General features: G+C 72.8%; 21 protein-coding genes. 9 read left to right on the plus strand and 12 right to left on the minus strand.

Going from position 1 to position 22,865, the window contains the following annotated elements:
* Positions 1 to 35 precede the first annotated feature (35 nt).
* Together HNR21_RS32275 and HNR21_RS32280 are read left to right on the plus strand one after the other, a co-directional pair.
* Entirely contained in the window at positions 36 to 1,979 is a 1,944-nt protein-coding gene (locus tag HNR21_RS32275; protein WP_182708109.1) for a bifunctional copper resistance protein CopD/cytochrome c oxidase assembly protein, read from the plus strand.
* Entirely contained in the window at positions 1,906 to 2,919 is a 1,014-nt protein-coding gene (locus tag HNR21_RS32280) for a transcriptional regulator (protein WP_182708110.1), read from the plus strand. Before HNR21_RS32275 ends, HNR21_RS32280 begins: the two co-directional genes overlap by 74 nt.
* Here the strand turns inward: HNR21_RS32280 and HNR21_RS32285 are convergent.
* Positions 2,906 to 4,354, minus strand: coding sequence for a WS/DGAT/MGAT family O-acyltransferase (locus HNR21_RS32285; RefSeq protein ID WP_182708111.1), 1,449 nt, complete (start codon positions 4,352 to 4,354; stop codon positions 2,906 to 2,908). The genes HNR21_RS32280 and HNR21_RS32285 overlap by 14 nt on opposite strands.
* Before the next feature lie 223 nt (positions 4,355 to 4,577).
* Between HNR21_RS32285 and HNR21_RS32290 the strand changes: the two genes are divergently transcribed.
* The 3 genes from HNR21_RS32290 (at position 4,578) to HNR21_RS32300 (ending at position 7,783) form a co-directional block, all read left to right on the plus strand.
* On the plus strand, positions 4,578 to 5,255 hold the full coding sequence (locus tag HNR21_RS32290) for a uracil-DNA glycosylase (protein WP_119728960.1): 678 nt from the start codon (positions 4,578 to 4,580) through the stop codon (positions 5,253 to 5,255).
* Positions 5,256 to 5,320: 65 nt separating this feature from the next.
* Positions 5,321 to 6,475 carry a DUF5925 domain-containing protein gene (locus HNR21_RS32295; RefSeq protein ID WP_312881475.1) on the plus strand — a complete coding sequence of 385 codons (1,155 nt, stop codon included), beginning with the start codon at positions 5,321 to 5,323 and terminating at the stop codon, positions 6,473 to 6,475.
* Between the two features lie 120 nt (positions 6,476 to 6,595).
* Positions 6,596 to 7,783 carry a trans-sulfuration enzyme family protein gene (locus HNR21_RS32300; protein WP_182708112.1) on the plus strand — a complete coding sequence of 396 codons (1,188 nt, stop codon included), beginning with the start codon at positions 6,596 to 6,598 and terminating at the stop codon, positions 7,781 to 7,783.
* Positions 7,784 to 7,947: 164 nt separating this feature from the next.
* Here HNR21_RS32300 and HNR21_RS32305 read toward each other — a convergent pair whose 3' ends face one another.
* Entirely contained in the window at positions 7,948 to 8,718 is a 771-nt protein-coding gene (locus tag HNR21_RS32305; RefSeq protein WP_233358550.1) for a DUF2470 domain-containing protein, read from the minus strand.
* Between the two features lie 66 nt (positions 8,719 to 8,784).
* Here HNR21_RS32305 and rpsD point away from each other — a divergent pair, with 66 nt between their 5' ends.
* Positions 8,785 to 9,390: a 30S ribosomal protein S4 gene (rpsD, locus tag HNR21_RS32310; protein ID WP_182708113.1), complete on the plus strand. Its 606-nt coding sequence runs from the start codon at positions 8,785 to 8,787 to the stop codon at positions 9,388 to 9,390.
* Positions 9,391 to 9,614: 224 nt separating this feature from the next.
* On the opposite strand, the gene HNR21_RS32315 is transcribed toward rpsD, so the two are convergent.
* A complete protein-coding gene (locus HNR21_RS32315; protein WP_182708114.1) occupies positions 9,615 to 10,301 on the minus strand; it encodes a TetR/AcrR family transcriptional regulator in 687 nt (228 codons plus the stop codon).
* 174 nt (positions 10,302 to 10,475) lie between these two features.
* On the opposite strand from HNR21_RS32315, the gene HNR21_RS32320 reads away from it, so the two are divergent.
* Complete coding sequence (locus HNR21_RS32320; protein ID WP_182708115.1) at positions 10,476 to 11,729, plus strand: oxygenase MpaB family protein; 1,254 nt, start codon at positions 10,476 to 10,478, stop codon at positions 11,727 to 11,729.
* A 108-nt stretch (positions 11,730 to 11,837) separates the two neighbouring features.
* On the opposite strand, the gene HNR21_RS32325 is transcribed toward HNR21_RS32320, so the two are convergent.
* From HNR21_RS32325 to HNR21_RS32365, 9 genes are read right to left on the minus strand one after another with little or no spacing between them, the layout of a single operon-like run.
* Positions 11,838 to 12,818 carry a hypothetical protein gene (locus tag HNR21_RS32325; protein ID WP_182708116.1) on the minus strand — a complete coding sequence of 327 codons (981 nt, stop codon included), beginning with the start codon at positions 12,816 to 12,818 and terminating at the stop codon, positions 11,838 to 11,840.
* Positions 12,819 to 12,840: 22 nt separating this feature from the next.
* Positions 12,841 to 14,127, minus strand: a complete 1,287-nt coding sequence (locus HNR21_RS32330) for an MCE family protein (protein WP_182708117.1) — start codon at positions 14,125 to 14,127, stop codon at positions 12,841 to 12,843.
* Positions 14,124 to 15,194, minus strand: coding sequence for an MlaD family protein (locus tag HNR21_RS32335; protein WP_182708118.1), 1,071 nt, complete (start codon positions 15,192 to 15,194; stop codon positions 14,124 to 14,126). Before HNR21_RS32335 ends, HNR21_RS32330 begins: the two co-directional genes overlap by 4 nt.
* The gene (locus HNR21_RS32340) at positions 15,194 to 16,213 is read right to left on the minus strand and encodes an MCE family protein (RefSeq protein ID WP_182708119.1); all 1,020 of its coding nucleotides are present in this window, start codon (positions 16,211 to 16,213) and stop codon (positions 15,194 to 15,196) included. Before HNR21_RS32340 ends, HNR21_RS32335 begins: the two co-directional genes overlap by 1 nt.
* The gene (locus HNR21_RS32345) at positions 16,213 to 17,238 is read right to left on the minus strand and encodes an MCE family protein (RefSeq protein WP_182708120.1); all 1,026 of its coding nucleotides are present in this window, start codon (positions 17,236 to 17,238) and stop codon (positions 16,213 to 16,215) included. Before HNR21_RS32345 ends, HNR21_RS32340 begins: the two co-directional genes overlap by 1 nt.
* Positions 17,238 to 18,320, minus strand: a complete 1,083-nt coding sequence (locus HNR21_RS32350) for an MCE family protein (RefSeq protein ID WP_182708121.1) — start codon at positions 18,318 to 18,320, stop codon at positions 17,238 to 17,240. The genes HNR21_RS32345 and HNR21_RS32350 overlap by 1 nt, the downstream gene beginning before the upstream one ends.
* Complete coding sequence (locus HNR21_RS32355) at positions 18,317 to 19,372, minus strand: MlaD family protein (protein ID WP_182708122.1); 1,056 nt, start codon at positions 19,370 to 19,372, stop codon at positions 18,317 to 18,319. Before HNR21_RS32355 ends, HNR21_RS32350 begins: the two co-directional genes overlap by 4 nt.
* Positions 19,369 to 20,235 carry an MlaE family ABC transporter permease gene (locus HNR21_RS32360; protein WP_119728948.1) on the minus strand — a complete coding sequence of 289 codons (867 nt, stop codon included), beginning with the start codon at positions 20,233 to 20,235 and terminating at the stop codon, positions 19,369 to 19,371. Before HNR21_RS32360 ends, HNR21_RS32355 begins: the two co-directional genes overlap by 4 nt.
* On the minus strand, positions 20,236 to 21,039 hold the full coding sequence (locus HNR21_RS32365; protein WP_182708123.1) for an MlaE family ABC transporter permease: 804 nt from the start codon (positions 21,037 to 21,039) through the stop codon (positions 20,236 to 20,238).
* A 385-nt stretch (positions 21,040 to 21,424) separates the two neighbouring features.
* Between HNR21_RS32365 and HNR21_RS32370 the strand changes: the two genes are divergently transcribed.
* Both HNR21_RS32370 and HNR21_RS32375 read left to right on the plus strand, forming a co-directional pair.
* Complete coding sequence (locus HNR21_RS32370; RefSeq protein ID WP_157995936.1) at positions 21,425 to 22,186, plus strand: aggregation-promoting factor C-terminal-like domain-containing protein; 762 nt, start codon at positions 21,425 to 21,427, stop codon at positions 22,184 to 22,186.
* 24 nt (positions 22,187 to 22,210) lie between these two features.
* Entirely contained in the window at positions 22,211 to 22,840 is a 630-nt protein-coding gene (locus HNR21_RS32375; protein WP_182708124.1) for a TetR/AcrR family transcriptional regulator, read from the plus strand.
* Positions 22,841 to 22,865 lie beyond the last annotated feature (25 nt).

The raw sequence follows: 22,865 nt of genomic DNA on the forward strand, positions 1-22,865 counted from the left end.
CCGCGGAAGGGGTGCCCGCTCGGGAGGTTCGCCGCATGTCGCAAGGCAAGGCCCCCGCGACCGTTCCGCGGTCGCGGGGGCCGTCGCGTCCGTGGGCGCTGTGGGTCGCGGCGGCGTTCTGCACTCTGGCGGTGGCACTGCGGGTCGGGGGCGCGGCGGCGACCGTGCCGTGGCTGGAGGGCTCGGGCGGGCTGACTCGGGGCGGCCTGCCCGTCGCCGAACTGGCCGGGAACGCCGCCGCCGCGATCACCGTGGGGCTGCTGGCGGCGGCCGCGCTGCTGCTGCCGGATCCGGACGGCGCGCTGCCGGCGGCGGCGCGGCGCTGCCTGTCGGCGGCCGGGGCGTGCGCGGCCGGGTGGGCGGCGGCGACGCTGGTGACGGCGGTGCTGTCGGCGTCGTACCTGCTGGCCAGGCCGGTGTGGCAGGTGTCGGACGCGGAGCTGCTGGGCTACCTGGCCGAGCTGCCGCCGGGCCGGGCGCTGGTGGCGGTGACGGTGCTCGCCGGATCGGTCGCGGTGCTGGCGTGGCGGGCGCGGACGGCGAACGGGGCCGGGGTGGCGCTGCTGGTGGCGCTGGCGGGGCTGCTGCCGCCGGTGGTGACCGGTCATGCGGCGTCGTCCGACGACCACCCGCTGATGGTGGTGGCCCTCGGGGTGCACGTGGCGGCGGCGTCGGTGTGGGTGGGCGGGCTGGTGGCGCTGGTGGCGCTGCCGTCCGTCCGGGATCTTCTGCCGGTGGCGGTGCCCCGGTACAGCGCGCTGGCGGCGGTGTGCTTCGCCGCGGTCGCCGCCAGCGGCCTGGTGACGGCATGGGTGCAGCTCGGCCGTGCAGGGGCCGTGACGGGCACCGGGTACGGGCTGCTGGTGGCGGCCAAGACGGTCGTCCTGGGGGCTCTGGGGCTGATGGGGTGGCGGCATCGGCGGGCGGGGATCCCGGCGCTCGCCGATCGTCCCGGGGTCTTCCTGCGGCTGGCGGTGGCCGAGGTGGCGGTGATGGCGGCGGCGATGGCGCTGGCCACCGGCCTGTCGCGGACCGCGCCGCCCGCCGAGGACACCGGCCCGACCAGCCCGGCGGGGATCCTGCTGGGGTTCGAGCCGCCGGGGCCGGTCGGCGCGATGTCGCTGGCGTTCGACGGTCTGCTCGACCCGCTGTTCCTGATCCTGGTCGCCGCCGGGGCCGTGCTGTACGCGGCCGGGGTGCGGCGGGTCGGGCGCGGGTGGCCGGTGCGGCGGACGGCGGCCTGGTACGGCGGGCTGGCGATCGTGCTGGCCGTCACGTGCGGCGGGGTCGCCACGTACAGCATGGTGCTGCTCAGCGTCCATGTGGTGCAGCATCTGGCGTTGACGCTGGCGGCCTCCGTGCTGCTGGTGGCGGGCGCTCCGGTGGAGCTGGCGCTGCGGGCGCTGCGGGCCGGGCCCGCGCCGGTGGGCCGCACGCCCCGCGACGTCGTGCTGGCGGTGCTGGGCGGCCGGGTGGCGCGGGCGGCGGCCCATCCGGTGGGGGCGCTGGCTGCGGTGGTCCTCACGCTGTACGGGTTCTACGCGTCACCGTGGTTCGAGGCGTCGTTGCGCGGCCATGTGCTGCATTCGCTCAGCATGGCGGCGTTCCTGGCGGCGGGGATGCTGTTCGCGCGGGCCGTGGCCGCCGGCGCCCGCTGGCTGGTGCCGGCGCTGGCGGCGTTCCACCTGGTCTTCGGGTACGCGTTCCGGTCGGCGTCCGGGGTGCTGGCCGCGGACTGGTACGACGCCCTCGCCCTGACCTGGGGCGCCGGTCCCGAGCGGGACCAGCGGACGGCGGGCCTGCTGCTGTGGGCGATCGGCGTTCCGGCCACGGCGGTGATCCTCCTGCTCGCCCGGCGGGCTAGGGTCGGCGGGGCACGGCAGCCCGCAGGGAGGGTCGCGACCCATGACGACGGTGGAGGAACGGCGCTGGCTCGAGCAGCGCAGGAGGCTCAACGAGCGCCGGGCCGAGCTGGGTGAGGCCGCCGACCGCCTCTATCCCGGCGCGCATCGGGTCGCGGGCACGACGCTGCTGACCCGGCCGGAGTGGGTCGCCCCCGAGCCGCTGCCGCTGGAGTCCGTACGCCTCGTCTGGGAGGACCGGGCACGGCCACCGGCGGTGACCGGGACCGAGGCCGGGCTGCCTCCCGGATACCGCGCCTACAGCGAGGCCATGGGGGCGCTGGCTCCCCCGGCCGTGTTCGAGAACCGGCCCGCCTACCGGCTCCTGGCCGCCGACCTTCCCGAGCTGCGGCTGACGGGGGCGCGCTACTTCCAGGGGGTGGACGTCGGCGAGGCCGTGGCGCACGAGCTGGCCGCCGGGACGCCCGGGCTGCCGCTGCGGTCGGCGGTCGGGGATCCGTGCGACCTGGCCCGGCGGGCGGCGCTGCCGGCGATCACGACCGTCACGATCCGGCGCGGGACGGGCGACTACGTGCTGCACTGGCGGGACCCGGCGAAGGTCGTGCACGCGGGCGGGCTGCACCAGGTGATGCCGGTGGGGGTGTTCCAGCCCGCGACCGGCGACCCCCGCGAGGACCTGGACCTGTGGCACTGCATGGCGCGGGAGTACGCCGAGGAGTTCCTGGGGGCGGCGGAGGACTACGGCCCCGGTTTCACGCACGCCGCGTGGCCGTTCTTCCGGCGGCTGGACGGGGCGCGGCGGGACGGTGCGGTGCGGGCGCGTCTCCTCGGGCTCGGCGTCGACCCGCTGACGTTCGCGGTGGACCTGCTGACCGCGGTGGTCGTCGACGACGAGGCGTTCGCCGGCCTCTTCGGCGGGCTGGTCGGCGAGAACGCCGAGGGCCGGGTCATGTTCGCCCCGTTCGACGGCACGGTGCCGCGGCCCATGCAGCCCGCCGGCGCCGCCGCGCTCCGGCTGGCGTGGCGGCACCGGGACGTCCTGCTCAGCCCTCGATGAGCCCTTTCAGCTCGTCCAGGGCGTCGTCGAGGTGGTCGACGATCTCCCACGGGTCGGGGACCATCGACCGGCAGGCGACGATCCCCACGTCCAGCCTGCCGTCGTAGGACAGCACGGTGATGTTGAGCCCGCCGGTCAGGTCGCTGATCACCGAGATCGGGAAGTAGCCCAGCACCCGCGCCCCGCACAGGTAGAGCGGGAAGTCCGGGCCGGGCACGTTCGACACCATCAGGTTGACCGGCCGCAGGTGGTCGACGGGCAGCGCCTGCATCGCCAGCCGCAGCACCGGACCGGCCAGCGGGGCGGGCAGCAGCTCGCTCAGCCCCTCCAGCCAGCCGCCCGACGAGCGGGCGAACCTGCGCTTGGCCGCCGCCAGGTCGGCGCGCACGGCGGCGAACCGCTCGGCGGGGTCGAACACGTGGGTGGCCAGCGGCGCGACCATCGCCGAGAGCTGGTTGCCGGCCTCGGCCCCGTCCGCCGCCCGCCGGCGCAGCGACACCGGCACCGCCACCACCAGCGGCTGGTCGGGCAGCTCGCCGCGCTTGTCGAGCCAGCGGTTCAGGGCGGCGGCGACCAGCGCCATCACCACGTCGTTGACGCTGCCGCCCAGCTCCCGGCGGATCCGCTTGATCTCCGCCAGCGGCAGCTCGCCGAACGCCACCGACCGGCGCGCGCCGATCGTGCCGTTGAACGGGGTGGGCGGGGCGGTGATCCGGGGCAGCGGGGCCACGTCGTCGCGGCCCAGCATCCCCTGCAGCGCCCGCGCCACCGACTGCACGCCGGGGATCTGCGCCACCCCGGGGATCTCGTCGAGGTAGGGGGCGGTGCGCGCCAGCATCCGCATCCCGTGGACCGGGTGGACGGCGGTGCGCAGCAGCCCGGTGCCGAGCCGTTCGGCCAGGCCGGGGGCGGGCTGCGGAACGGAGTCGTCGGGCGGCAGCTCGCGCGGCTGCGGCGACAGGTCCAGCAGCGCGGCCAGCGTCTCGGCGGCCAGCACCCCGTCCACGGCGGCGTGGTGGACCTTGATGTAGACGGCGGTGCGGCCGCCCGTCAGGCCCCGGACGAGCACCAGCTCCCACAGCGGGCGGGACCGGTCCAGCGGCCGTTCGTGCAGCATCGCCACCACGTCGGCGAGCTGGGCGGCGCTGCCGGGCGCGGGCAGGCCGACCTCGAACACGTGCCGGGCCGGCTCGAAGTCCGGGTCGTCCTCCCAGTACGGGCGGTCCAGGCCGAGCGGCACCTGGGCCAGCCGCATCCGCAGCGGGCGGGCCGCCAGGTGGGCGCGCTCGCGGATCAGCTCGACCAGGTCCTCGACCGTGATCCGGCCGTCCGGGCAGGTGGCCGTGTCCAGGATCCCCAGCCCGGCGATGTGGGCGTGAGTGGTGCTGGTCTCCACGTTCAGGAAGGCGGCGTCCACTGCCGTCAGCTGGCGCATATGTCGTCCCCACAGTGCTCGGATCACGGTATGTCTCTGGGCTAAGCGGTACCGGGCGGTAAATCAACAGAGGAGAACAGGAAGTAACTTCGACTTAACGTACCCGTGAGAACACTCAGCGTGAACGGGTGGTCCACATGGAGTCGTCGCGGTCGTCCGGCCCTCCCCGTCCCGTCCGGGATCGGGCTGCGCCGGTCATGATCGCGGCACTAGGGTGGCCGGTATGACGCGACGACCGCTTTCGGAGATCGTCGAGGCGGGATGGGCGCAGGCGCTGGAGCCGGTGGCCGGGCGCATCGCGGCGATGGGCGACTTCCTGCGCGCCGAGGTCGCGGCCGGGCGCCGCTACCTGCCCGCCGGGGAGCACATCCTGCGGGCGTTCCAGCAGCCCTTCGCCGACGTGCGGGTGCTGATCGTCGGGCAGGACCCCTACCCGACGCCCGGCCACCCGGTGGGGCTGAGCTTCTCGGTCGCCCCGCACGTGCGGCCGCTGCCCGGCAGCCTGGTCAACATCTTCCGCGAGTACCACGCCGACCTCGGCCACCCCGAGCCGAGCACCGGCGACCTGACCCCGTGGACCGAGCAGGGGGTGCTGCTGCTCAACAGGGTGCTGACGGTGATGCCCGGCAAGCCCGCCTCGCACCAGGGCAAGGGCTGGGAGGAGGTCACCGAGCAGGCCATCCGCGCGCTGGCGGCGCGGGGCGGGCCGCTGGTGGCGATCCTGTGGGGGCGGCAGGCGCGCAATCTCAGGCCGCTGCTGGGGCAGGTACCGTGCATCGAGTCGGCGCATCCCAGCCCGATGTCGGCCGACCGGGGGTTCTTCGGATCGCGCCCGTTCAGCCGCGCCAACGCCCTGCTGGAGCGGCAGGGCGGACGGCCGGTCGACTGGAAACTGCCCTGACGGTGAGGCGTCACGGGGCGTAATTCGGTGGACGCCCCGGCGGGCGACGCCTGATCATCGGAGGCATGGCCATGTCCCAGGAGGGTCCGCAGGAGATCCTGCACCTCATCGAGACCACCGGGGCCGAGCCCGACCCTGGGATGTCGCTCGTCCTCAACCTGGACGACGGCAACTCCCCCGCCGACGTGATGGACGTGCTGTCGCTGCGGCCGTTCGCCAGCGGCGAGCACCCGTGGTCCAGGTCCACCCGGCTGGAGCACGTCAAGCCGGACGCGCTGCTGCGCCCCGCCGACAGCCGGGTGCTGCGGGAGGCCGGGGAGGACGGCAAGCACTCGGTGCTGGCCGCCGGCGACGGCTGGATGCTGCTGTCCAACCGGTGGTCCGGCGGCACCGCCTACGTGTCGGTGTCGGCGGTGACCAAGGAACTGGCCGCCGCCGTGCTGGAGGAGGCGGTGCGGGACGCCACCACCCCGCCGGTCGCCGACCAGAGCAAGGTGGAGATGGGCTTCTGGCACCTGTCCCGGCCCATGCCGAGCCGCCGCCAGCGGGTGATCTCCGCCGACACCTGGGCCGGCATCCGGGGCAACTACACCGCGCCGGTCGCCGAGGCGCTGGACGCGGTGATGGGGCTGGACCCCGCCCGGATCACCGGCCGGCTGCTGCTGCTGCACGGGCCGCCGGGCACCGGCAAGACCACCGCGCTGCGGGCGCTGGCCCGCGCCTGGTCGGACTGGTGCCAGGCCGACTGCGTGCTGGACCCGGAGGTGCTGTTCAGCGATCCCGGCTACCTGATGCACGTGGCGGTCGGCACCGACGAGGGCGACTCCTCCCGGCGCTGGCGGCTGCTGATCCTGGAGGACTGCGACGAGCTGATCCGCGGGGAGGCCAAGCAGTCCGCCGGGCAGGGCCTGTCCCGGCTGCTCAACCTGACCGACGGGATGCTCGGCCAGGGCCGGGACGTGCTGGTGGCGATCACCACCAACGAGGACCTGGCCCGGCTGCACCCGGCGGTGGTCCGGCCCGGCCGCTGCCTGGCGCAGATCGAGGTGGGCCCGCTGACGCACGCCGAGGCGGTGCGGTGGCTGGGCGAGGACGCCGACCCGGCGCGGATCGGCCCCGAGGGCGCCACGCTGGCCGAGCTGGTCGCGCTGCGCAACGGCGAGCAGCCGCCCGGCACACCGCCCCGTTCCCCCGGCCCCGGCGGCGGCTTCTACCTGTGACCGGCTGAGGCCGGGCGGACGGGCCGCACCGCGCGCAGCCGCGTCGCGGTCGTCCGCCCGGCAGGCCACTGACTGCGATTGGATATGCAGCCGGGGGGCGGCAGGCCGCACCCTGGGGGCATGGAGGACTTTCACCAGCAGACCCGCGCGGTCCATCCGCCGGTCATCCAGCCCACCGGCGCCCGCCCCCTGATGACCCCGATCTACCAGGGGCATCTGTTCGCGTACGAGGACGGGGAGACGCTGGCGGCGGCCTTCGCGGAGCCCGCGCAGGACTCCGGGTACTTCTACAGCCGGTACGGCAACCCCACGGTCCGCACGTTCGAGCGGGCGCTGGCCGACCTGGAGGGCGGTTGCGACGGGCTGGCCACCGGGTCGGGCATGGCGGCGATCACCACGGTGCTGATGGCGATGCTGCGGACCGGCGACCACGTGATCGCGCAGTCCTCGCTGTACGGGGGGACGTACGCGCTGCTGCACGACCTGGCCGACCGGTGGGGCCTGGAGCTGACCCACGTGTCCGGCGAGGACCCGGAGGAGGTCCGGGCGGCGCTGCGGCCGCGGACCCGGATGCTGTACCTGGAGACGATCACCAACCCGGTCACCCAGGTCGCGGACCTGCCGGCGCTGGCCGCGGTGGCGCGGGAGGCCGGGGTGCCGGTGGTGGTGGACAACACGTTCGCCACCCCGGTGCTGTGCCGGCCGCTGGAGCACGGCGCCGACGTGGTGATCCACTCGGCCACCAAGTACATCGGCGGGCACTCCGACGTGATGGCCGGCGCGGTGGTGTCCGCCGATCCCCGGGTGCACCACCGGATCTGGAGCCAGGTGCTCAAGCTGGGCGGCAACATCGACCCGACGACCGCCTGGCTGTGCACGCGGGGCCTGGCCACGCTGCACATGCGGGTGATGCGGCAGTCGGAGAACGCCCTCTTCCTGGCCCGGCGGCTGGCCGGGCATCCGGCGGTGGAACGGGTGCACTACCCGGGGCTGGAATCGCATCCGCAGCACGCGATCGCGCGCCGGCTGCTGGACGGCGGGTTCGGCGGGCTGCTGTCGGTGGACCTGGCCGGCGGGCGGGAGGCGGGCCGGGCGTTCGCCGAGAGCCTGCGGCTGGTGGAGCTGGCGGTGTCGCTGGGCGGCACCAAGACGCTGGTGATGCACCCGGCCAGCACCTCGCACCGCAGCCTGGACGCCGACGCGCTGGCCGCCGCCGGGATCGGGGCCGGCACCGTGCGGATCGCCGTGGGCGTCGAGCATCCCGACGACCTGTGGAACGACCTGGAGCAGGCCCTGGCCAAGGTCTGACCCCGCGGCGGCCGCACCGGGCCGCCCGGCGCACTCACCCCCCCGGCGCCGGGCGGCCGTGCCGAGGCCGCCTCCCCTCCTGCGGACCCCGGCCGGAAAGAGCATCACCCCGAACCGGCAGGCGGGACATCCGGGGCACTACGGGCCCCGATACGTACCGTCGTTCACGCGGAGACCAGCAGCCGCCGGCAGACCTGCCGCAGACCGTGGAGATCACTGACCGGGTCGGGGAATTCGACGTACAGGTCCCGCCCCGAGGGCAGGTCCGAATCCGGGAAGAAGCAGCGCAGCCACAGCCCGTGACGGTCCAGGGCGAACGGCCGGACCTCCAGATCGCCGTCCGCCGGGCCGAACCGGTGGCGCACCATCGCGACCAGTTCGGCGCCGTGGCAGGCGTCCAGATGCGCGAGCATCCGGTGCTCGACGATCACGAACGGGTCGGGCAGCGCCGCCTGGTACGCCTCCGGCTCCACCACCGCGTGCCCCCACGGGTCGCAGATCTCCACCTCGGCGACCTCCAGGGCGAGGATCGTCCACTCCCCGGTCCGGCCGGCCCGGACGTCGAGCAGTTCGGGCCGGGGGTGCAGCCGCGACAGCCGCAGCGCCGCCTCGGCCAGCCGCTCCCCCTGCGGCGCGGTCAGCCAGCCGTGCAGCCAGGCCCGCCCGCGCAGCCGGTCGGCCAGCGGCAGTGGCGCGACGTCGGCGATCTCCAGGGTGGCGGCCAGGTCGGGCTCGTCGCGCAGCACGACCGCCGGCTCGGCGTCGGCGGGCACCAGCAGCAGCGGGCGTCCCTCCAGGTCGGTGGCGTGCGCCGGCACCGGCGGAGGCGGGTCCGCGCGCGCCGGGTCCTCCTCCCACGCCGCGGTCACGAGCATGCCGCCCGCGATCCCGTACGCCAGGGTCCGTGCCCGTTCCGCCGCGGTCGGTCGCCTCACCGAGGGCCTCCTTGATTAGGTTAGGCTTACCTAAGCAAGGGTTACCTTAGCCATGAAGGAGCGCAGTTGAACAGGTCCCGGCCGAAGGCGAAGCTCTCCCGCGCACTGGGCATCGCCCTGACCCCCAAGTGCGTCAAGTACCTGGAGAACCGCCCCTACCCGCCGGGCCAGCACGGCCGCGGACGCAGGCAGGAGTCGGACTACAAGCTGCGGCTGCGCGAGAAGCAGCGGCTGCGCGCCCAGTACAACCTGCGCGAGGCCCAGCTCGCCGGCGCCTTCGCCCGCGCCGCCCGGACCTCCGGCAAGACCGGCGAGGTCCTGCTGGCCGACCTGGAGACCCGCCTGGACGCCCTGGTGCTGCGGGCCGGCTTCGCCCGCACCATCTACCAGGCCCGCCAGTTCGTGGTGCACCGCCACATCCTGGTCAACGGCCGCCGTGTGGACCGCCCCTCCCACCGGCTGCGCCCCGGCGACTTCTTCACCGTCGCCGACCGCAGCCGCGCCATGGAGCCCTTCCGGATCGCCGCCACCGGCGTCCACGCCGACCGGGTCCCGCCCTACCTGGAGGTCGAGCACGGCCTCCTCACCGCCCGCCTCGTCCGCCGCCCCGAGCGCGACGAGATCCCGGTGATCTGCGACGAACAGCTCGTGGTCGAGTACTACTCTCGCTAGTTTTGCCGCGCCTCCGGCGCGGCGGCGAGCGGGCCTTTTGACGCGCGGCCGTTCGTCGTCGCGGTTCAAGATCGCTCGTTCCTCGCGATCTTGAACCGCTCCTCCTCACGACCACGCGGGCCCGCTCGCGGTGGCCTTCAGCGCCTTCGGGTGCAGGGTTTTATGGGCTTGAGGTGCAGGGGCTCGGTCTCTGGGGCCTGGGTGGGGTCGGGGGCGGGGGCGGTTCAGGCCGGGGGTGGTGCCGTCGGTGGTTCCAGCATGGGGACGAGGAAGCGGCGGGCCACCGCGGCCAGTTGCTCGTCGTCGTCGAGGTCGATCAGGTGGCTGGGGATCGCCAGGAAGGAGGCGGAGATCCGGACCATCAGTTCGGCCACGAGGTCGGTGTCCAGGTCGCCCGAGACGTTGCCGGCGCGTTGCTCGCGGCGGAGCTGGCCCGCGACGAACTGCCGGACGGTGGCCAGGGTGCGTCCCCCGTCACTGATCATGGAGGCCACGACCTGGTCCGGTTCCGCGGCGATCAGGCCGCCGATGAGCGGGTTGCGCCGGATGGCGCGCAGCGAGCTCACAAAGCCCAGCACCACCCGGTCGGCGGCGGTCTCGGCCTGCTCGATGTCGATCAGGAACTGGTCGAAGTAACGGCGGAACTCCCGCCGCACCACCTGTTCGACCAGCGCGTCCTTCGTGGCGAACCGCCGGTAGACCGTGATCCGCGAAACCCCGGCCCGCCGGGCCACGTCCTCCATGGTGGACCGCTGGATGCCCATCCGGCAGAACTGCTCGTACGCGGCGTCGAGGATGCGCGCACGGGTCTCCTCCATGTCGTCGACCCGTTCGAGGGCGTCGATGTACGCGCGTTCGAGCAATGACTCCGCGCCCGGGCCCGCCATGAGGGAGGGCAGCGCAGGTTCCATGATCTCCTCCTGAGACGGCGATCCGGCCTCGGCCGCCGACGGCCGTCGTCGCGCTCGGGTCTTGTGGTGTCCGACACAGTGTGCTGTTATTGGACCTGTCGTCAATGATACGCCGAGCCAGTACGCGTATCAGCGTATCAGGACGGTGCTCTCGGCCCGAGGAGGAGCGAAGTCATGGAGAAACCCAGCAGACGCGACGTGCTGATGGCGGGTGGGACGCTGGGCGCGCTCGGTGCGCTGAGCGTCGCGACGCCCGCGCAGGCGGGCTCACTGTGGACGTGGTCCCCCGCAGGCTCGGTGGCGGGCACCGGGGAGGGCGCCGACCCGCGGTGGGTGTGGGACCCGGAGGCCGACGAGCTGGTCGCCTCGCTGATCGACCGGGGCGCCGTGCCCGAGGTCAACAGGCTGCTGCGGACCTGGACCAAGAACGGCCAGCCGCTGCCGGCCGGGCTGCCGGCGGACCTGCGGGACTTCATGGAGCGGGCCCGCCGGATGCCGCCGTGGGCCGACCAGGGCAAGCTCGCCACCGCGGTCGGCTTCAACGAGAAGCGGGGACTCTACCTCGGCGTGACCTACGGGTTCGCCAGCGGGATGATGAGCACGGTCATCCCCAGGGAGGCGCGCGCGGTCTACTACTCCAAGGGCGGCGCGGACATGCGGGACCGCATCACCAAGACCGCCAAGCTCGGGTACGACATCGGGACGTCGAACGCCTACCGGCCCGACGGCGAGATGATCGTGACCTGCGTCAAGACCCGGCTGGCGCACGCGGGCGTACGTCACCTGCTGCCGAAGTCCCCGTACTGGAACAAGGTCGCCGACGAGGAGATCCCGATCAGCCAGGCGGACATGATGGTCACCTGGCACAGCCTGCCCACGACCGTCATGCAGAACCTGGTCAAGTGGAAGGTGCCGATCCCCCCCGCCGAGTCCGAGGCCTTCCTGCACTCGTGGCAGGTGTGCGCCCACATGCTCGGCATCAAGGACGAGTACATCCCCAACTCCTGGGACGAGGCCAACGCCCAGGCCAGGCAGGTCCTGGACCCGATCCTGGCCCCGACGCCCGAGGGCATCAAGCTGGCCGACATCCTGCTCAACATGGGCACGATCGTCCCGGGCGGTCCCCTCAGGTACGTCACCAAGCCCATCCTCGGCTCGCTCACCCGCTACGTGCTCGGTGACGAGATCGCCAACTGGCTGCAGATCCCCAGGGAACCGCTGTGGGACGGGGTCTTCGAGACCCTCTGGGAGCCCTTCGTCGCCGTCCGCGAGGGCCTGCTCTCGATGGAGAAGGCACCGGGGGCCCTGCAGAAGTTCTACTGGGCCTTCGACGAGATCCTCCGCCTGGGAGCCCTGCTCGTCCTGTCCGGAGGCGACTTCCCGATCAGCATCGAGATCCCGGACGCCAACAACCCGAACTATCCCTGATCCGGACCCGCGGCCTCGCGGGCGCGGCAAGGACCCCGGCCCCGGCCCGCTCTCCCACGGGCCGGGGCCCGCCGCGCACCGGGGCTCGGAACCCGGAGCGCGGGGGCCTCAGTCCTTGGTGCTGGGAGTGGGGGTCGGGGTCTGGTTCAGGCCGGGAACGGTGCCGCCGGTGGCGGCGCCGTCGGTCTCGCGGCCGGCGGGCTTCTGCTGGCTGATCTTCCAGGTGCCGTTCTCCTGGACCAGGCTGAGGCTCAGGTAGTTGCGGGTGACGTTCTGGGTGGTGGCCGGGCTGGCGATGGTGATGTCGAAGACCAGGACGGCGGTGGCGAAGCGGCCCTCGACGGTGCCGACGTAGACCTGGTTGGTCTTGGAGGTGAGGGTGAACTGGCCCTCGTCCATGCTCTTCTGGAGCTGGTCGACGTTGGTCTGCCTCGACTTGGTGAGGGCCTCGCCGGTGAGGAACGACTGGGCGCGCTCGACGGAGGCCCTGAGGTTCCTGCGGTCGTAGCTGAGGACGATGTTGCCGTAGCCGGTGACGACCTCGGTCACCTCGTTGCGGGCGTCCTCCCGGGCGGACAGCTGCGCCTGCGAACGCCACAGCACCGCGGTGACGGTGGCCAGGGCGGCGATGACCACGATCGCGGCGACGGCGGCCAGGCGCGAGGTGTCGCGGAACGACGACGTGCGGGCCGGCTCGCGCCCGGGCTTCGGCTTGGGACGGACGGACTTCTTCTTCGGCTCGGGCTCTTCGTCGCCGTCCTCGTCCTCTTCCTCGGCCTTCGCGGGCTTCGGCTTGGTCCCGGCGGTCTTGGCGGTCCCGGCGGTCCCGGTGGTCTTGGCGGTCCCGGCCTCGGCCGGCTCGGGCTCCGGCCGCTCCTCCTCCAGGTCCGCCTCGGCGTCCTCCTCGTCGAGGGCCTGCAGGACCTCCTCCAGGTCGTCGTCGCCGTCCTCGTCGTCGATGACCTCGATCACCCGGACCCGGCGGACCTTCTTGCGGGCCGGGCGGGACGGTCGCGCCGCCGGACGGGCCGGGGCCTCCTCGGCGACCTCGGGCTCCTCGGCGACGTCCTTGCCGGTCTCGGCTGTCACTTGCGCACTCCTCGGGGATCGGTCACTTGCGGCGGCGCAGGCGGGACAGCACCGGGGCGCTGCCCGCCATGACCCTGATCAGCACCAGCAGGGCGATCAGCGGGGGAACGTACACCAGCCACAGCGGCGGCCCGGCGGAACGGCTCGGCGCACCGGTCCGCTCCGCCTGCTGGGCCCGTCGCGCGGCCTCGGCGTCGTGGGTCGGCAGGGTCTCGCCGGGGTCCTTGCCGTAGAAGTCCTTCTGCTCGGTCCGCGCCGGCACCCGCCCGCCCGGGCAGGCCGGGACGGGGGCGACCTCCGGCTGGGGAAGCGGGCGCTTGTACTCCAGGGTCGCCGGGGTGTTCAGGGTGACCAGGAAGAACACGTTGAGGACGTTCTGCCCCTGGTCCTGCCCGATGACGTTGTCCAGGACGTGGACCAGTTCCCCGGACTGCTCCAGGGTCCGCCGCAGGTCCGCGTACACCTGCGGGTTCTTGCGCTCCAGGTCCATCGAGCCGAGCGCGCCGAGCATGCACTCCACGTCCGGCCCGGCCCTGGCCACCAGTTCGTTCACCGTGCTCAGCAGGGCGGGGCTCTGGTCGCGCAGCTCGGTCAGCTCGGTGCGGACCCCGCGCAGCGCGGCCAGCAGCGCGGCCAGGTTGTCGATCCCCGAGCCCAGATCGGTCCGGTTGGCCGACAGCACCCCGGCGATCTGCCCGAAGTCGCGGGTGAGCCCGTCGATCAGCTCGGTGTCCCGGGCGAACGTGCCGGTGAGCTGGTCGGTCCCGGCGATGATCTGGCGCAGCGAGTCCTGCCGCCCGGACCACCCCTCGGCCAGCTCGTGCAGCACGCTGCCGGCGGCCTCGGGGTCGATGGCCTTCAACGTGTCGTTGACCGCCCCGAACAGCTCCCCATACGCGGGCGGAACGGAGGTGTCCGACACGGGGATCAGCGCCGATCCGTCGGTGGGCAGCTTCGGCCCGGCGGCCTGGCCCGGCTTGGGGGTCAGCTCCACCACCGGCTCGCCGACCGCCGACTTGCGCGCCGCCGCGGCGGTCACCCCGCGCGGGATCCGCACGTCCCGGTCGATGTCCAGGCGCACCACCACCCGGTCGTGCCGCAGCTCCACCGAGTCGATCTTGCCGATCCGGGTGCCCAGATAGTCGACCTCGAAGTTCGGGTGCAGGCCCGGCGAGGACCTGAACTCGGCGGTGACCCGGTACGGCCGGTCGATGAAGTCCAGCCGCACCACGCTGGTGAACGCCCACACCAGCAGCGTCACGCCCAGCAGCGCGAACACCGTGACGTTGACGTAGATCCGGCCGGTCATCGGGGCCTCACGATGTCGTCGACGGTGGGCATCGCCCGGCGGACCTCCTCGGGCAGCGGGTCGGCCGGGCCCGCCGTGGCAGGGCCGCTGCCGCTTTGCGGAAGCACCGTCCCGTCGTCCAGCACCAGCCGGAGCAGCGGATACAGCAGCACCTGCCCGTCGTAGGTGGCGCGCGGCAGTTCGGCGGTGAACACCTCGATCCCGTCGACCAGCCTGCCGAGCCGCTGCCGGTCCCCGGCCAGCAGCCGCAGCACCGGGTCGACCTGGCGGATCAGGGTCTTGAGCCTGGTCACCCGCCCCTCCAGGACCTTGTCGCCGAGCAGCCGGGCGGTCCGGGTGAGCTTCTCGACGGTGGCCAGGATCTCGTCGGCGTTCTCGTTCAGCAGCCGGGTGGTGCGCTCCAGGTCGTCCGGCACCGCGCCGAGCCGGTCGGACCCGTTCGCCAGCGACCGGCCCAGCCGGGCGAACTCCTCGACCGCGGTGGTCAGCTGCCGGCGCTGGTCGGCGAACTGCTGGAGCAGCTGGGAGGACCTGGCGACGGCCGTGTTCAGCTTGGGCCCGTTGCCGCCCAGCGCGGTCGCCCCGGCGTCGACGATGGTGGCCAGATCGTCGCCGGCCAGCGCCTCCAGCAGCGGCCCGGCCCGTCCCACGACCTGCTCGAACGACGGCTGCGTGCTGGTCCTGGCGATCCGGGCGCCGTCGGCCAGGTACGGCCCGGTGGCCATGGTCCGGCCCGCCGGCAGCCGCAGGTCCACGAAGTTCTCGCCCAGCAGCGAGGTCACCTTGATCTCGGCGGTGGTGCCCTGCGGGATCCGGAACCCGTCCTCGATCGTCATGGTGACCTGGGCCTTGTAGCCGTCCACCAGCCGCACGTCGGTGACCGACCCGACCTTGACGTCCGACATCTGCACGCTGTGCCCGGCCACCAGTTGCTGGGTGTCGTCGAAGACGGCCACCAGGGTCAGCTCGCCCTTGGGCGCGCCGAGGGTGCGGATCGAGCAGCCGGCCGCCAGCAGCCCGGCGACCAGGCCGAGGGCGACCGCCCGCACGGGTCGTGGGGTCCGCATCAGTTCCCTCCCGCGTCCCAGGGGCAGTTGGAGTTGGGCTCGGGCAGCGGGCAGCCGACCTCGTCGGTGCCCTGGATCCCGGTCAGCCAGGTGCGCAGGAACGCGTCGGTGGCGAACCGGATGTTCAGCGCCTTGAGGTCGTCGTTGTAACCGCCGATCAGCGCCCCGCCCACCTCCGGCAGCGACTCCAGCATCAGCGCCACCCGGTCGCTCTGTCCCTGCAGCACCAGCGCGAACCGGGTCAGCACCGCCAGGTCGTGGGGCAACTGGCCCTTGTACTTGCGCAGCAGCTTGTCGCCCTGCTCCGACAGCGCCAGCACCCCGCGCACCAGGTCCTGCAGCTCGCGGCGTTCGGCGGCCAGCACCCGGGTGGCCTCGCCGAAGTCGCTGATCATCCGGCCGAGGATCTGCTCCCGGCCGCGCACCACCCCGGCCAGCCGGTCCAGGTTGCGGGCCACCTCCAGCAGTTCCCGGTCCTGCCCGGCGATGTTCTCCACCAGCCGGCCGGCCTGCTCCAGGGTGGCGTTGAAGGTCCGCCCGTTGCCGCGCAGCGACCGCTCGGCGCCCTGCAGCGCCCCGTCGACCTTGGTCGGGTCGAGCGCCTGGCTCAGGTTGGTGAACGAGGCCAGCGCGTCGTCCACCTCGACCGGGACGTCGGTGCGGCCGAGGGGGATCTCGTCGGAGGTCTCCTTGGGCTGGCCCGGCTTCCACGCCGGGTGCAGCACCAGGTTGCGCTCGCCGACCAGGTTCAGCGGGACGATCGACGCCCTGACCCCCCTGGGCAGCGGGATGTCGGCGCGCAGGTGGAAGGTGACCTTGATGCGGTCGCCGAGGTTGCGCACCGTGTCGACGGCCCCGACGTCCGCGCCCATGATCTTGACCTTGGAGCCCGGATAGAACGACCGGGCCTTGGCGAAGTACACGGTCATGTGCCGCTGCGCGCCGTCGCCGAGCAGCGAGCAGCCGCCCAGGGAGGCCGTCAGCGCGGCGGTCACCGCCATGACGAGCAGGCGCCGCATCAGTTCCCTCCGTCCTTGGGCGTGGAGATCGGGCCGTTGGGCTGGATCGGCCCGAGCCCGGTCAGCAGGCCCTCGATCCAGTTGCCGTTGCCCTTGAGGTTGGCGACCTGGGCGAACGTCGGGCCGAGCAGGGCGAAGTCGGCGTTCAGGGCGTCGATGTTGGGGGCGATCCGGGTGGTCAGCAGGTGCAGGTTCCTCAGCAGGGTGTCCAGTTCCCTCTGGTGGTTCTCGATCACCCGGGCCAGCGTCCGCACCGTGCGCCCGCCCTCGCCGATGGCGGCGGCCAGTTCCTGCCGGCGCTGCACCAGCGTGGCCAGCAGGGTCTGGCTGTGCGTGATCAGCCGTTTGAGCTGCTCCTCCTTGGCCGCCAGCGTCCCGCTGACGTCCTTGCTCGCCTCGATGAGCCGTTCGATCTGCGGATAGGACTCGTTCAGCGCGGCCGCCAGGGTGCGGAAGTTCTCCAGCATCTCCCGCAGCTTGGCGGCGCTGGGCGACTCGATCCTGGAGACCGACACCAGCAACTGGTCGACGGCCTTCTGGTCGAGCCGGCGGGTGATGTCGGTGGCGTTCTCCACCGCGTCGGAGACGGTGAACGGCACGGTGGTGCGGCTCAGCGGGATCCGCCGCCGATCCTCCGGCAGGTCGTCCAGGAACGGGCCGTCGGCCGGGACCGGGCCGGACAGCTTGAGGTAGCGCCCGCCGAGCAGGGTGGCGGTCTGGATGTCGGCGCGGGTGCTCAGGCCCAGCCTGACCCCGGCGTCGACCCGCCAGGTGATCACCACGTGGCCCTGGGAGAAGTCGGGCTCGACCGTCAGCACCCGGCCGGCCCGCACCCCGGCCACCCGGACGTCGTCGCCGTCCTCCAGGCCGCCGGTGTCGGTGAACACCCCGCTCATCTCGTAGCCGCGTTCCAGCAGGTGGAGCTGGCCGACCGCGAACGCGAACGCGCAGGCGGCGCCGAGCACGGTCACCGACACCAGCGCGACCAGCCGGTGGTTGACGTCGCGCAGCGACCTGAACGCCATCAGCCGCCCCCCATCCCGAGCGTGGTGAGCATCTGCCGGAGCTTGGCCTCGTCCCGCCCGCTGAGGGTGTCGCCGCCGTTCCCGCCCGGGAAGCGCATCGGGAACGGGCAGGGGCCCTGCATGATGTTCAGGCACAGCGCGTTGGTGCGCATGAAGTGGCCGCCGTTGACGGCGGCGAACAACTGCCGCAGCGCCAGCGGCAGGTTCTGCACCATCTTCTCCAGCTTGTCGATCTTCCAGCGGGCGGTCTCGCTGAAGGTGGTGAGGTTGCCGACGATCCGCGACAGCTGGGCCTCGTTCTCCCCGAGGATCTCGTCGAGGGTGGTGGCCAGCTGGGAGACCTCCACCACCGCGCCGTCCAGCAGGCCCCGGTTGGCGGCGAAGACCTCGGTGAGCTTCTCCAGGTTGTCCACGCCGGCGGCGATCTGCCGGTCCCGCACCGCGACCGCCTCGGCCACCGTCCGGTAGTCGTCGATGAGCTGCTGGATGGTCCGCGCCCGGGTGCCGAACGCGGCCAGCAGCACGTCCATGTTCCGGATCATCGCGTTGATGTTGGCCTCGTTGCCGTCCAGCGTCTGCGCGAAGCCCTGCAGCACCTGGTTGAGCATGTCCGGGTCGAGGCTGCCGGTGAGCGGGCCGAGCGCGTTGACGATCTCGCCGAGGTCCACCACCGAGCGGGTGTGCCTGATCCGGTCACCGGGACCGAGCTTGACGGCGCTGCGGCCGGGCTCCAGGGAGATCACCCGCTGCCCCATCACGTTGCGCCACTGCACGGCGGCGGTGGAGTCCTCCGGGATCCGCACGTCCCGGTCGACCTCCAGCACCACCACGGCCCTGCCCTGCCGGATGCCGATCTCGTTGACCCGGCCGACCGGCACTCCGGAGATCTTCACCTGGTCGCCGGTGAGCAGCCCGGTCACGTCGTCGAAGGTGGCGGTCAGCTCGTAGCGGTCGCCGAACCCGGTGGCCAGGATCTGCTGGGCGATGAAGAGGGTCAGCGCGGTGGTCAGCGCGGCGAACACGGTGAACGACACCAGCGACCGGCGGTCCGGGCCGTGCCGCAGCCGGAACCGGGGGCTCATCGGGGGGCTCCCGGCAGCCGCAGGTAGGTGCGGTCGCCGCCGACCGTGCAGGCGTCCACGAAGATCTTGCAGATGTCGAGCGGCAGGTACGCCACCGTCTGGGCGAGCAGCGAGTTCTCCGGGCCGGGGACCCGGATGATGTCGCTGAGCAGCCCGAAGAACCCGTTCAGCCCGTCGATCAGGGTGGGGATCTCGTGCTGTTCCTGGTAGAGCACCTCGACGGCGCGGGAGCCGCCGTCGATCAGCCCGGCGATGTCGTCGCCGTGCCGGGCGAGCGTGCCCGACAGCTGGTCCGACAGCCGCCCGGCCTGCTCGAGCAGCTGCTCGATCTTGTCCGGCCGGTCGCTGATCACCCCGGACACGGCGGTGAAGTCGCCGGCCAGCCCGGTGATGACGGCGCCCCGGCCGCCGAGCGTGCCCGACAGCGCGGCCACGTCGTCGATCAGCCGTTGCAGCTCGGCCCGCCGGTTGTGGACGACCTCCAGCAGCTTCGTGCCGTTGTCGATGGAGCGGCGCAGCGCCGGCCCCTGCCCGTGCAGCCCCTCGGAGAAGGTGTGCAGCAGGGTGGAGATGTCCTGCGGGTCCAGCGCGCCGGTCAGCCGGTACGCCGGCCAGGCCACGTCGGCGAGCTCCTCGGGGTCCTCGGTGCGGGCGATGGTGCCGCCCTCGTCCAGGAACGGTCCCCTTCCGGCCGCCGGGCCGAGGTCGATGGCCACGTCCTTGGGCCCGAACACCGACACCGGCTCGATCGAGGCCAGCGCGTCCCGGGTGATCCGCACGTCCCGGTCGTCGATGCGGACGCGCACCCGCACCCGCCCGTCGGGCCGCAGCGCCACCGAGTCGACGCCGCCCACGGTGATGCCGCGGATCTTGACGTCGGAACGGTCGTCCAGGCCCTGCCCGGCCCGGCCGAACACCGCGTGGTAGTACCGTGCGCCGTCGTGGTCGGGCTGGGTGCCCGCCAGGGCGTACGCCGCGCCGCCCACCAGGACGGCGGTGCCGATCGCGCCGTACAGCAGGCGCGACCGCAGGGACAGGTTGTCATCGCTCATCCGGTCAGCCTCACCGTGCCGCCGTGACCCCAGAAGATGTACGACAGAAGCAGGTTGATCACGATGATCGCGACGCTGGACTCGCGGATCGCGCGGCCCGCGGCGACGCCCACGCCCACCGGCCCGCCCGCGGCGTAGTAGCCCCGGTAGCAGTGGATGAACATGATCACGAACGCGAACACCGCCACCTTGGCCGCGCTGTAGAGCACGTCGATCGGCGGCAGGTACAGGTTGAAGTAGTAGTCGTAGATGCCGGGCGAGAGCCCGAAGTACTGCACGGTGATGAACCGGGTGGCGAAGAAGCTGGTGTACAGCGACAGCAGGTACAGCGGGACCAGCGCGATCACCGCCGCCGCCACCCGGGTGCAGACCAGGAAGGTCAGCGAGTTGACGCCCATCACCTCCAGGGCGTCGATCTCCTCGGAGATCCGCATCGCCCCGATCTCGGCGGTGAACGCCGAGCCGACCTGGGCGATCAGCGCCACCCCGGCGATGATCGGGGTCACCTCGCGGACGTTGGCGAAGCTGGCCAGCACCCCGGCGAACGCCTCGGCGCCGATCCGTTCCAGCGAGGGGTAGCCCTGCATGCCGACCATGGCGCCGGTGGCCAGCGACATGGTGCCGATCACGAAGATCATGCCGCCGCCGACCACCAGCGCGCCGACGCCGACGGTGATGTCGCTGACCTGGCGGAGCAGCATCTTGCCGTACTTGCGCCGCAGGATCAGGTCGAACAGCAGGTGGTAGAGCACCCGGCCGAGGAAGACCGGCATGCCGGCCGCGTCGACCAGCCCGGCGGCGCGGTCGCGCATCGCGCGGCCGGCCCGGCGCACCGGGGCGAGGACGGGGGCGGTGGCGACCATTCAGAACCTCGGGGGGACGAGCACCTGGTACAGCATCGTGATCACGTAGTTGGCGGTGAAGACCAGGATCGAGGTCGTCACCACCGCCTTGTTGACCGCGCGGCCCACCCCGACCGGGCCCAGCGCGCAGTTCATGCCCGCGTAGCAGGCCACCGCGGCGGCGATGAACCCGAAGATCCACGCCTTGAACAGGGTGACCATCAGGTCGGAGAGCTGCAGCAGCGAGGTGGCGCCGTCGAAGAACGCGCCCGGGCTGACGCCCTGCTGGACCACGTTGAAGTAGTAGCCGCCGGCGGTGCCGGACAGGATCACCACCGAGCACAGCAGCACCGCGACCGTGCTGGCCGCCCACAGCCGCGGGGTGACCAGCCGGTGCAGCGGGTTGATGCCCATCACCTCCATGGCCGCCAGCTCGTCGCGGATGTGCCGGGCGCCCATGTCGGAGGTGATCGCCGAGCCGCCGGCGCCGGAGATCAGCAGCGCCGAGGCCAGCGGGGCGACCTGGGTGATCATGTTGGCCACCACCAGCGCGCCGGTGCCGGACTGGGCGCCGAGCTGGCGGGCGATGTCGCCGGCCTGCAGCGAGATGGTGGCGCCCAGCGGGATCGCGATGAGCAGCACCGGGACGCTGGTGACCCGGGCGATGAACCAGCACTGCTCGACGAACTCGCCCCACCAGGTCCTGAAGTCCCAGGTGCGGCGCAGTCCCTCCAGCAGGGTGACGAACAGCAGCCCGGTCTCGTCGGCCGCCTTCCCGACGCGCCGGCCCACCAGGTCGGGGGCCCGGCCCAGGCTCGGCGCCATCTCAGCCGGTGCCCTTGCCGCAGGGGGCGAGGTCAAGGGTCATACCAGCCTCCTTCGTTCTTCGGACGCGCCCGCGGGCCGCCCGGCGGAACCACCGAGGTCGGCGGATCACAGCGGAGCGGAGGCGAACGTGTCGTTTCCGTCGCCGGCTGTGATCTGGAGCACTGTATTAGACAGTGCTCCAGAAAGCGAGTACTTATCAGCCGTCGTCCCACTCAGCGGGTTCTGCCGGTGCGGTGGAGATTCGCACTCCCGAGAACGCGCGGCCATTCGCGACCCCATGAACACGCAGCGTGACATTTTGACGTCACGAACCGATCATGTGTCACCTTGCGTATCTTTAGGCGACGAGCAGTTCACGGCGAGACAGGGTCGATCCATCTCCATGCGGCACAGTCGGGGCGCAACGCCCGAACCCCCACGACGGCCGGCCGGGCGGTCCGCGCGACCCCCGCAGGGCCGGCGCGCCGCGGCCCGCCGGCGCCGCCGCGGCCGCCGCCGGCTGGTCCGGCGCGTCCTCACCAGCAACGTCACCATCGCCCTCGGCGCGATCGCGGCGCTGATGGCGGTCATGCTCAACATCAGCTCCTTCGGCTTCGCCAAGGCCGACCCGCCCCCGATGGCGGCCGAGCTGGACCTGTCGGCGAACGAGATGGTCGCGCTGCTGAACCGCAGCGACATGGACAAGGTCGCCGCCGACGCGGTCGCCGCCGCCAAGTACCGCGCGTACCTCCGGCAGAAGGAGGAGGAGCGCAGGGCGCGGGAGCGGGCCGAGTGGTACCGCAAGAACCGCAAGAAGATCGAGGCGTCCAGGAGCGCCGAGGCGCTGCGCCGGATCAACCCCAGCGCCGCGCAGAACAAGGCGTACGGCAGGCAGATGAACGAGCTCAAGGGCTGGGGCGCGTGCTGGCCGTCGCTTGAGGAGCTGTGGGAGCACGAGAGCAGCTGGAACGAGCGGGCCGAGAACCCCTCCAGCGGCGCGTACGGCATCCCGCAGGCGCTGCCCGCCGAGAAGCTGGCCTCCGCCGGGGCCGACTGGCGCACCAGCTCCCCCACCCAGATCGCCTGGGGCCTGAGCTACATCAAGGCCCGGTACGGCGACCCCTGCAAGGCGTGGCGCTTCTGGCAGGCCAACCACTGGTACTGAGCGCGCCGTGGGACCATGAGGACCATGGGCATCAACGGCCATGGTGAGGGGGGCGGTGGCCGGCAGTGGGCGCGCGCCGACGCGACCCGGCAGGCGTTGCTGGAGGCGGCTCAGGAGGTCTTCGCGGACCGTGGCTACAACGACGCGGGGATCGCCGAGATCGTCGAGCGTTCCGGGATCAGCGTCGGCAGCCTGTACCACCACTACGGCGGCAAGGCGGGCCTGTACCTGGCGCTGTGGGAGGACTACAACCGCCTGCAGGAGGAGCGCGCCGCGCAGGCGGTGGCGTGCGCCCGCAAGAAGGGCGAGCAGGACCCGATAGCGCTGTTCATCGCCGGTGCCCGCGCCTACCTGCAGGCGTGCTGGGAGCACCGGCAGGTGGCCCGGCTGTTCCTGGAGGGCGAGGGCCCCTCGGGCTTCACCCTGATGCGCCGCGCCCGGGCCCGCCAGTGGATCGCGCAGAACACCAAGCTGCTGCGCGGCCTGGACGGTGCCGGCGACGGGGCGGGCGCCCGCCGCCGTCAGGTGCTCAGCCAGGTGCTCACCGCCGTGATCGCCGAGGCGGGCCGGGAGATCTCGGTGGCCGAGGACGAGCAGGCGGCGCAGGAGATCCTCGAGGAGGTGTGCCGGATCCTCATCCGGCTGGCCCGCTGACCGTCCCCGTCCGGCGCGGGGGGAT

The sequence above is a fragment of the Thermomonospora cellulosilytica genome, from assembly GCF_014138835.1.
GTDB classification, from domain to species: domain Bacteria; phylum Actinomycetota; class Actinomycetes; order Streptosporangiales; family Streptosporangiaceae; genus Thermomonospora; species Thermomonospora amylolytica.

Excerpts from the sequence above, each read along its gene's own strand:
- HNR21_RS32275 (WP_182708109.1), top strand. The coding sequence starts at position 36 with ATGTCGCAAGGCAAGGCCCCCGCGACCGTTCCGCGGTCGCGGGGGCCG.
- HNR21_RS32280 (WP_182708110.1), top strand. The coding sequence starts at position 1,906 with ATGACGACGGTGGAGGAACGGCGCTGGCTCGAGCAGCGCAGGAGGCTC.
- HNR21_RS32285 (WP_182708111.1), bottom strand. The coding sequence starts at position 4,354 with ATGCGCCAGCTGACGGCAGTGGACGCCGCCTTCCTGAACGTGGAGACC.
- HNR21_RS32290 (WP_119728960.1), top strand. The coding sequence starts at position 4,578 with ATGACGCGACGACCGCTTTCGGAGATCGTCGAGGCGGGATGGGCGCAG.
- HNR21_RS32295 (WP_312881475.1), top strand. The coding sequence starts at position 5,321 with ATGGCCATGTCCCAGGAGGGTCCGCAGGAGATCCTGCACCTCATCGAG.
- HNR21_RS32300 (WP_182708112.1), top strand. The coding sequence starts at position 6,596 with ATGGAGGACTTTCACCAGCAGACCCGCGCGGTCCATCCGCCGGTCATC.
- HNR21_RS32315 (WP_182708114.1), bottom strand. The coding sequence starts at position 10,301 with ATGGAACCTGCGCTGCCCTCCCTCATGGCGGGCCCGGGCGCGGAGTCA.
- HNR21_RS32320 (WP_182708115.1), top strand. The coding sequence starts at position 10,476 with ATGGAGAAACCCAGCAGACGCGACGTGCTGATGGCGGGTGGGACGCTG.
- HNR21_RS32330 (WP_182708117.1), bottom strand. The coding sequence starts at position 14,127 with ATGACCGGCCGGATCTACGTCAACGTCACGGTGTTCGCGCTGCTGGGC.
- HNR21_RS32335 (WP_182708118.1), bottom strand. The coding sequence starts at position 15,194 with ATGCGGACCCCACGACCCGTGCGGGCGGTCGCCCTCGGCCTGGTCGCC.
- HNR21_RS32340 (WP_182708119.1), bottom strand. The coding sequence starts at position 16,213 with ATGCGGCGCCTGCTCGTCATGGCGGTGACCGCCGCGCTGACGGCCTCC.
- HNR21_RS32345 (WP_182708120.1), bottom strand. The coding sequence starts at position 17,238 with ATGGCGTTCAGGTCGCTGCGCGACGTCAACCACCGGCTGGTCGCGCTG.
- HNR21_RS32350 (WP_182708121.1), bottom strand. The coding sequence starts at position 18,320 with ATGAGCCCCCGGTTCCGGCTGCGGCACGGCCCGGACCGCCGGTCGCTG.
- HNR21_RS32355 (WP_182708122.1), bottom strand. The coding sequence starts at position 19,372 with ATGAGCGATGACAACCTGTCCCTGCGGTCGCGCCTGCTGTACGGCGCG.
- HNR21_RS32360 (WP_119728948.1), bottom strand. The coding sequence starts at position 20,235 with ATGGTCGCCACCGCCCCCGTCCTCGCCCCGGTGCGCCGGGCCGGCCGC.
- HNR21_RS32365 (WP_182708123.1), bottom strand. The coding sequence starts at position 21,039 with ATGGCGCCGAGCCTGGGCCGGGCCCCCGACCTGGTGGGCCGGCGCGTC.
- HNR21_RS32370 (WP_157995936.1), top strand. The coding sequence starts at position 21,425 with ATGCGGCACAGTCGGGGCGCAACGCCCGAACCCCCACGACGGCCGGCC.
- HNR21_RS32375 (WP_182708124.1), top strand. The coding sequence starts at position 22,211 with ATGGGCATCAACGGCCATGGTGAGGGGGGCGGTGGCCGGCAGTGGGCG.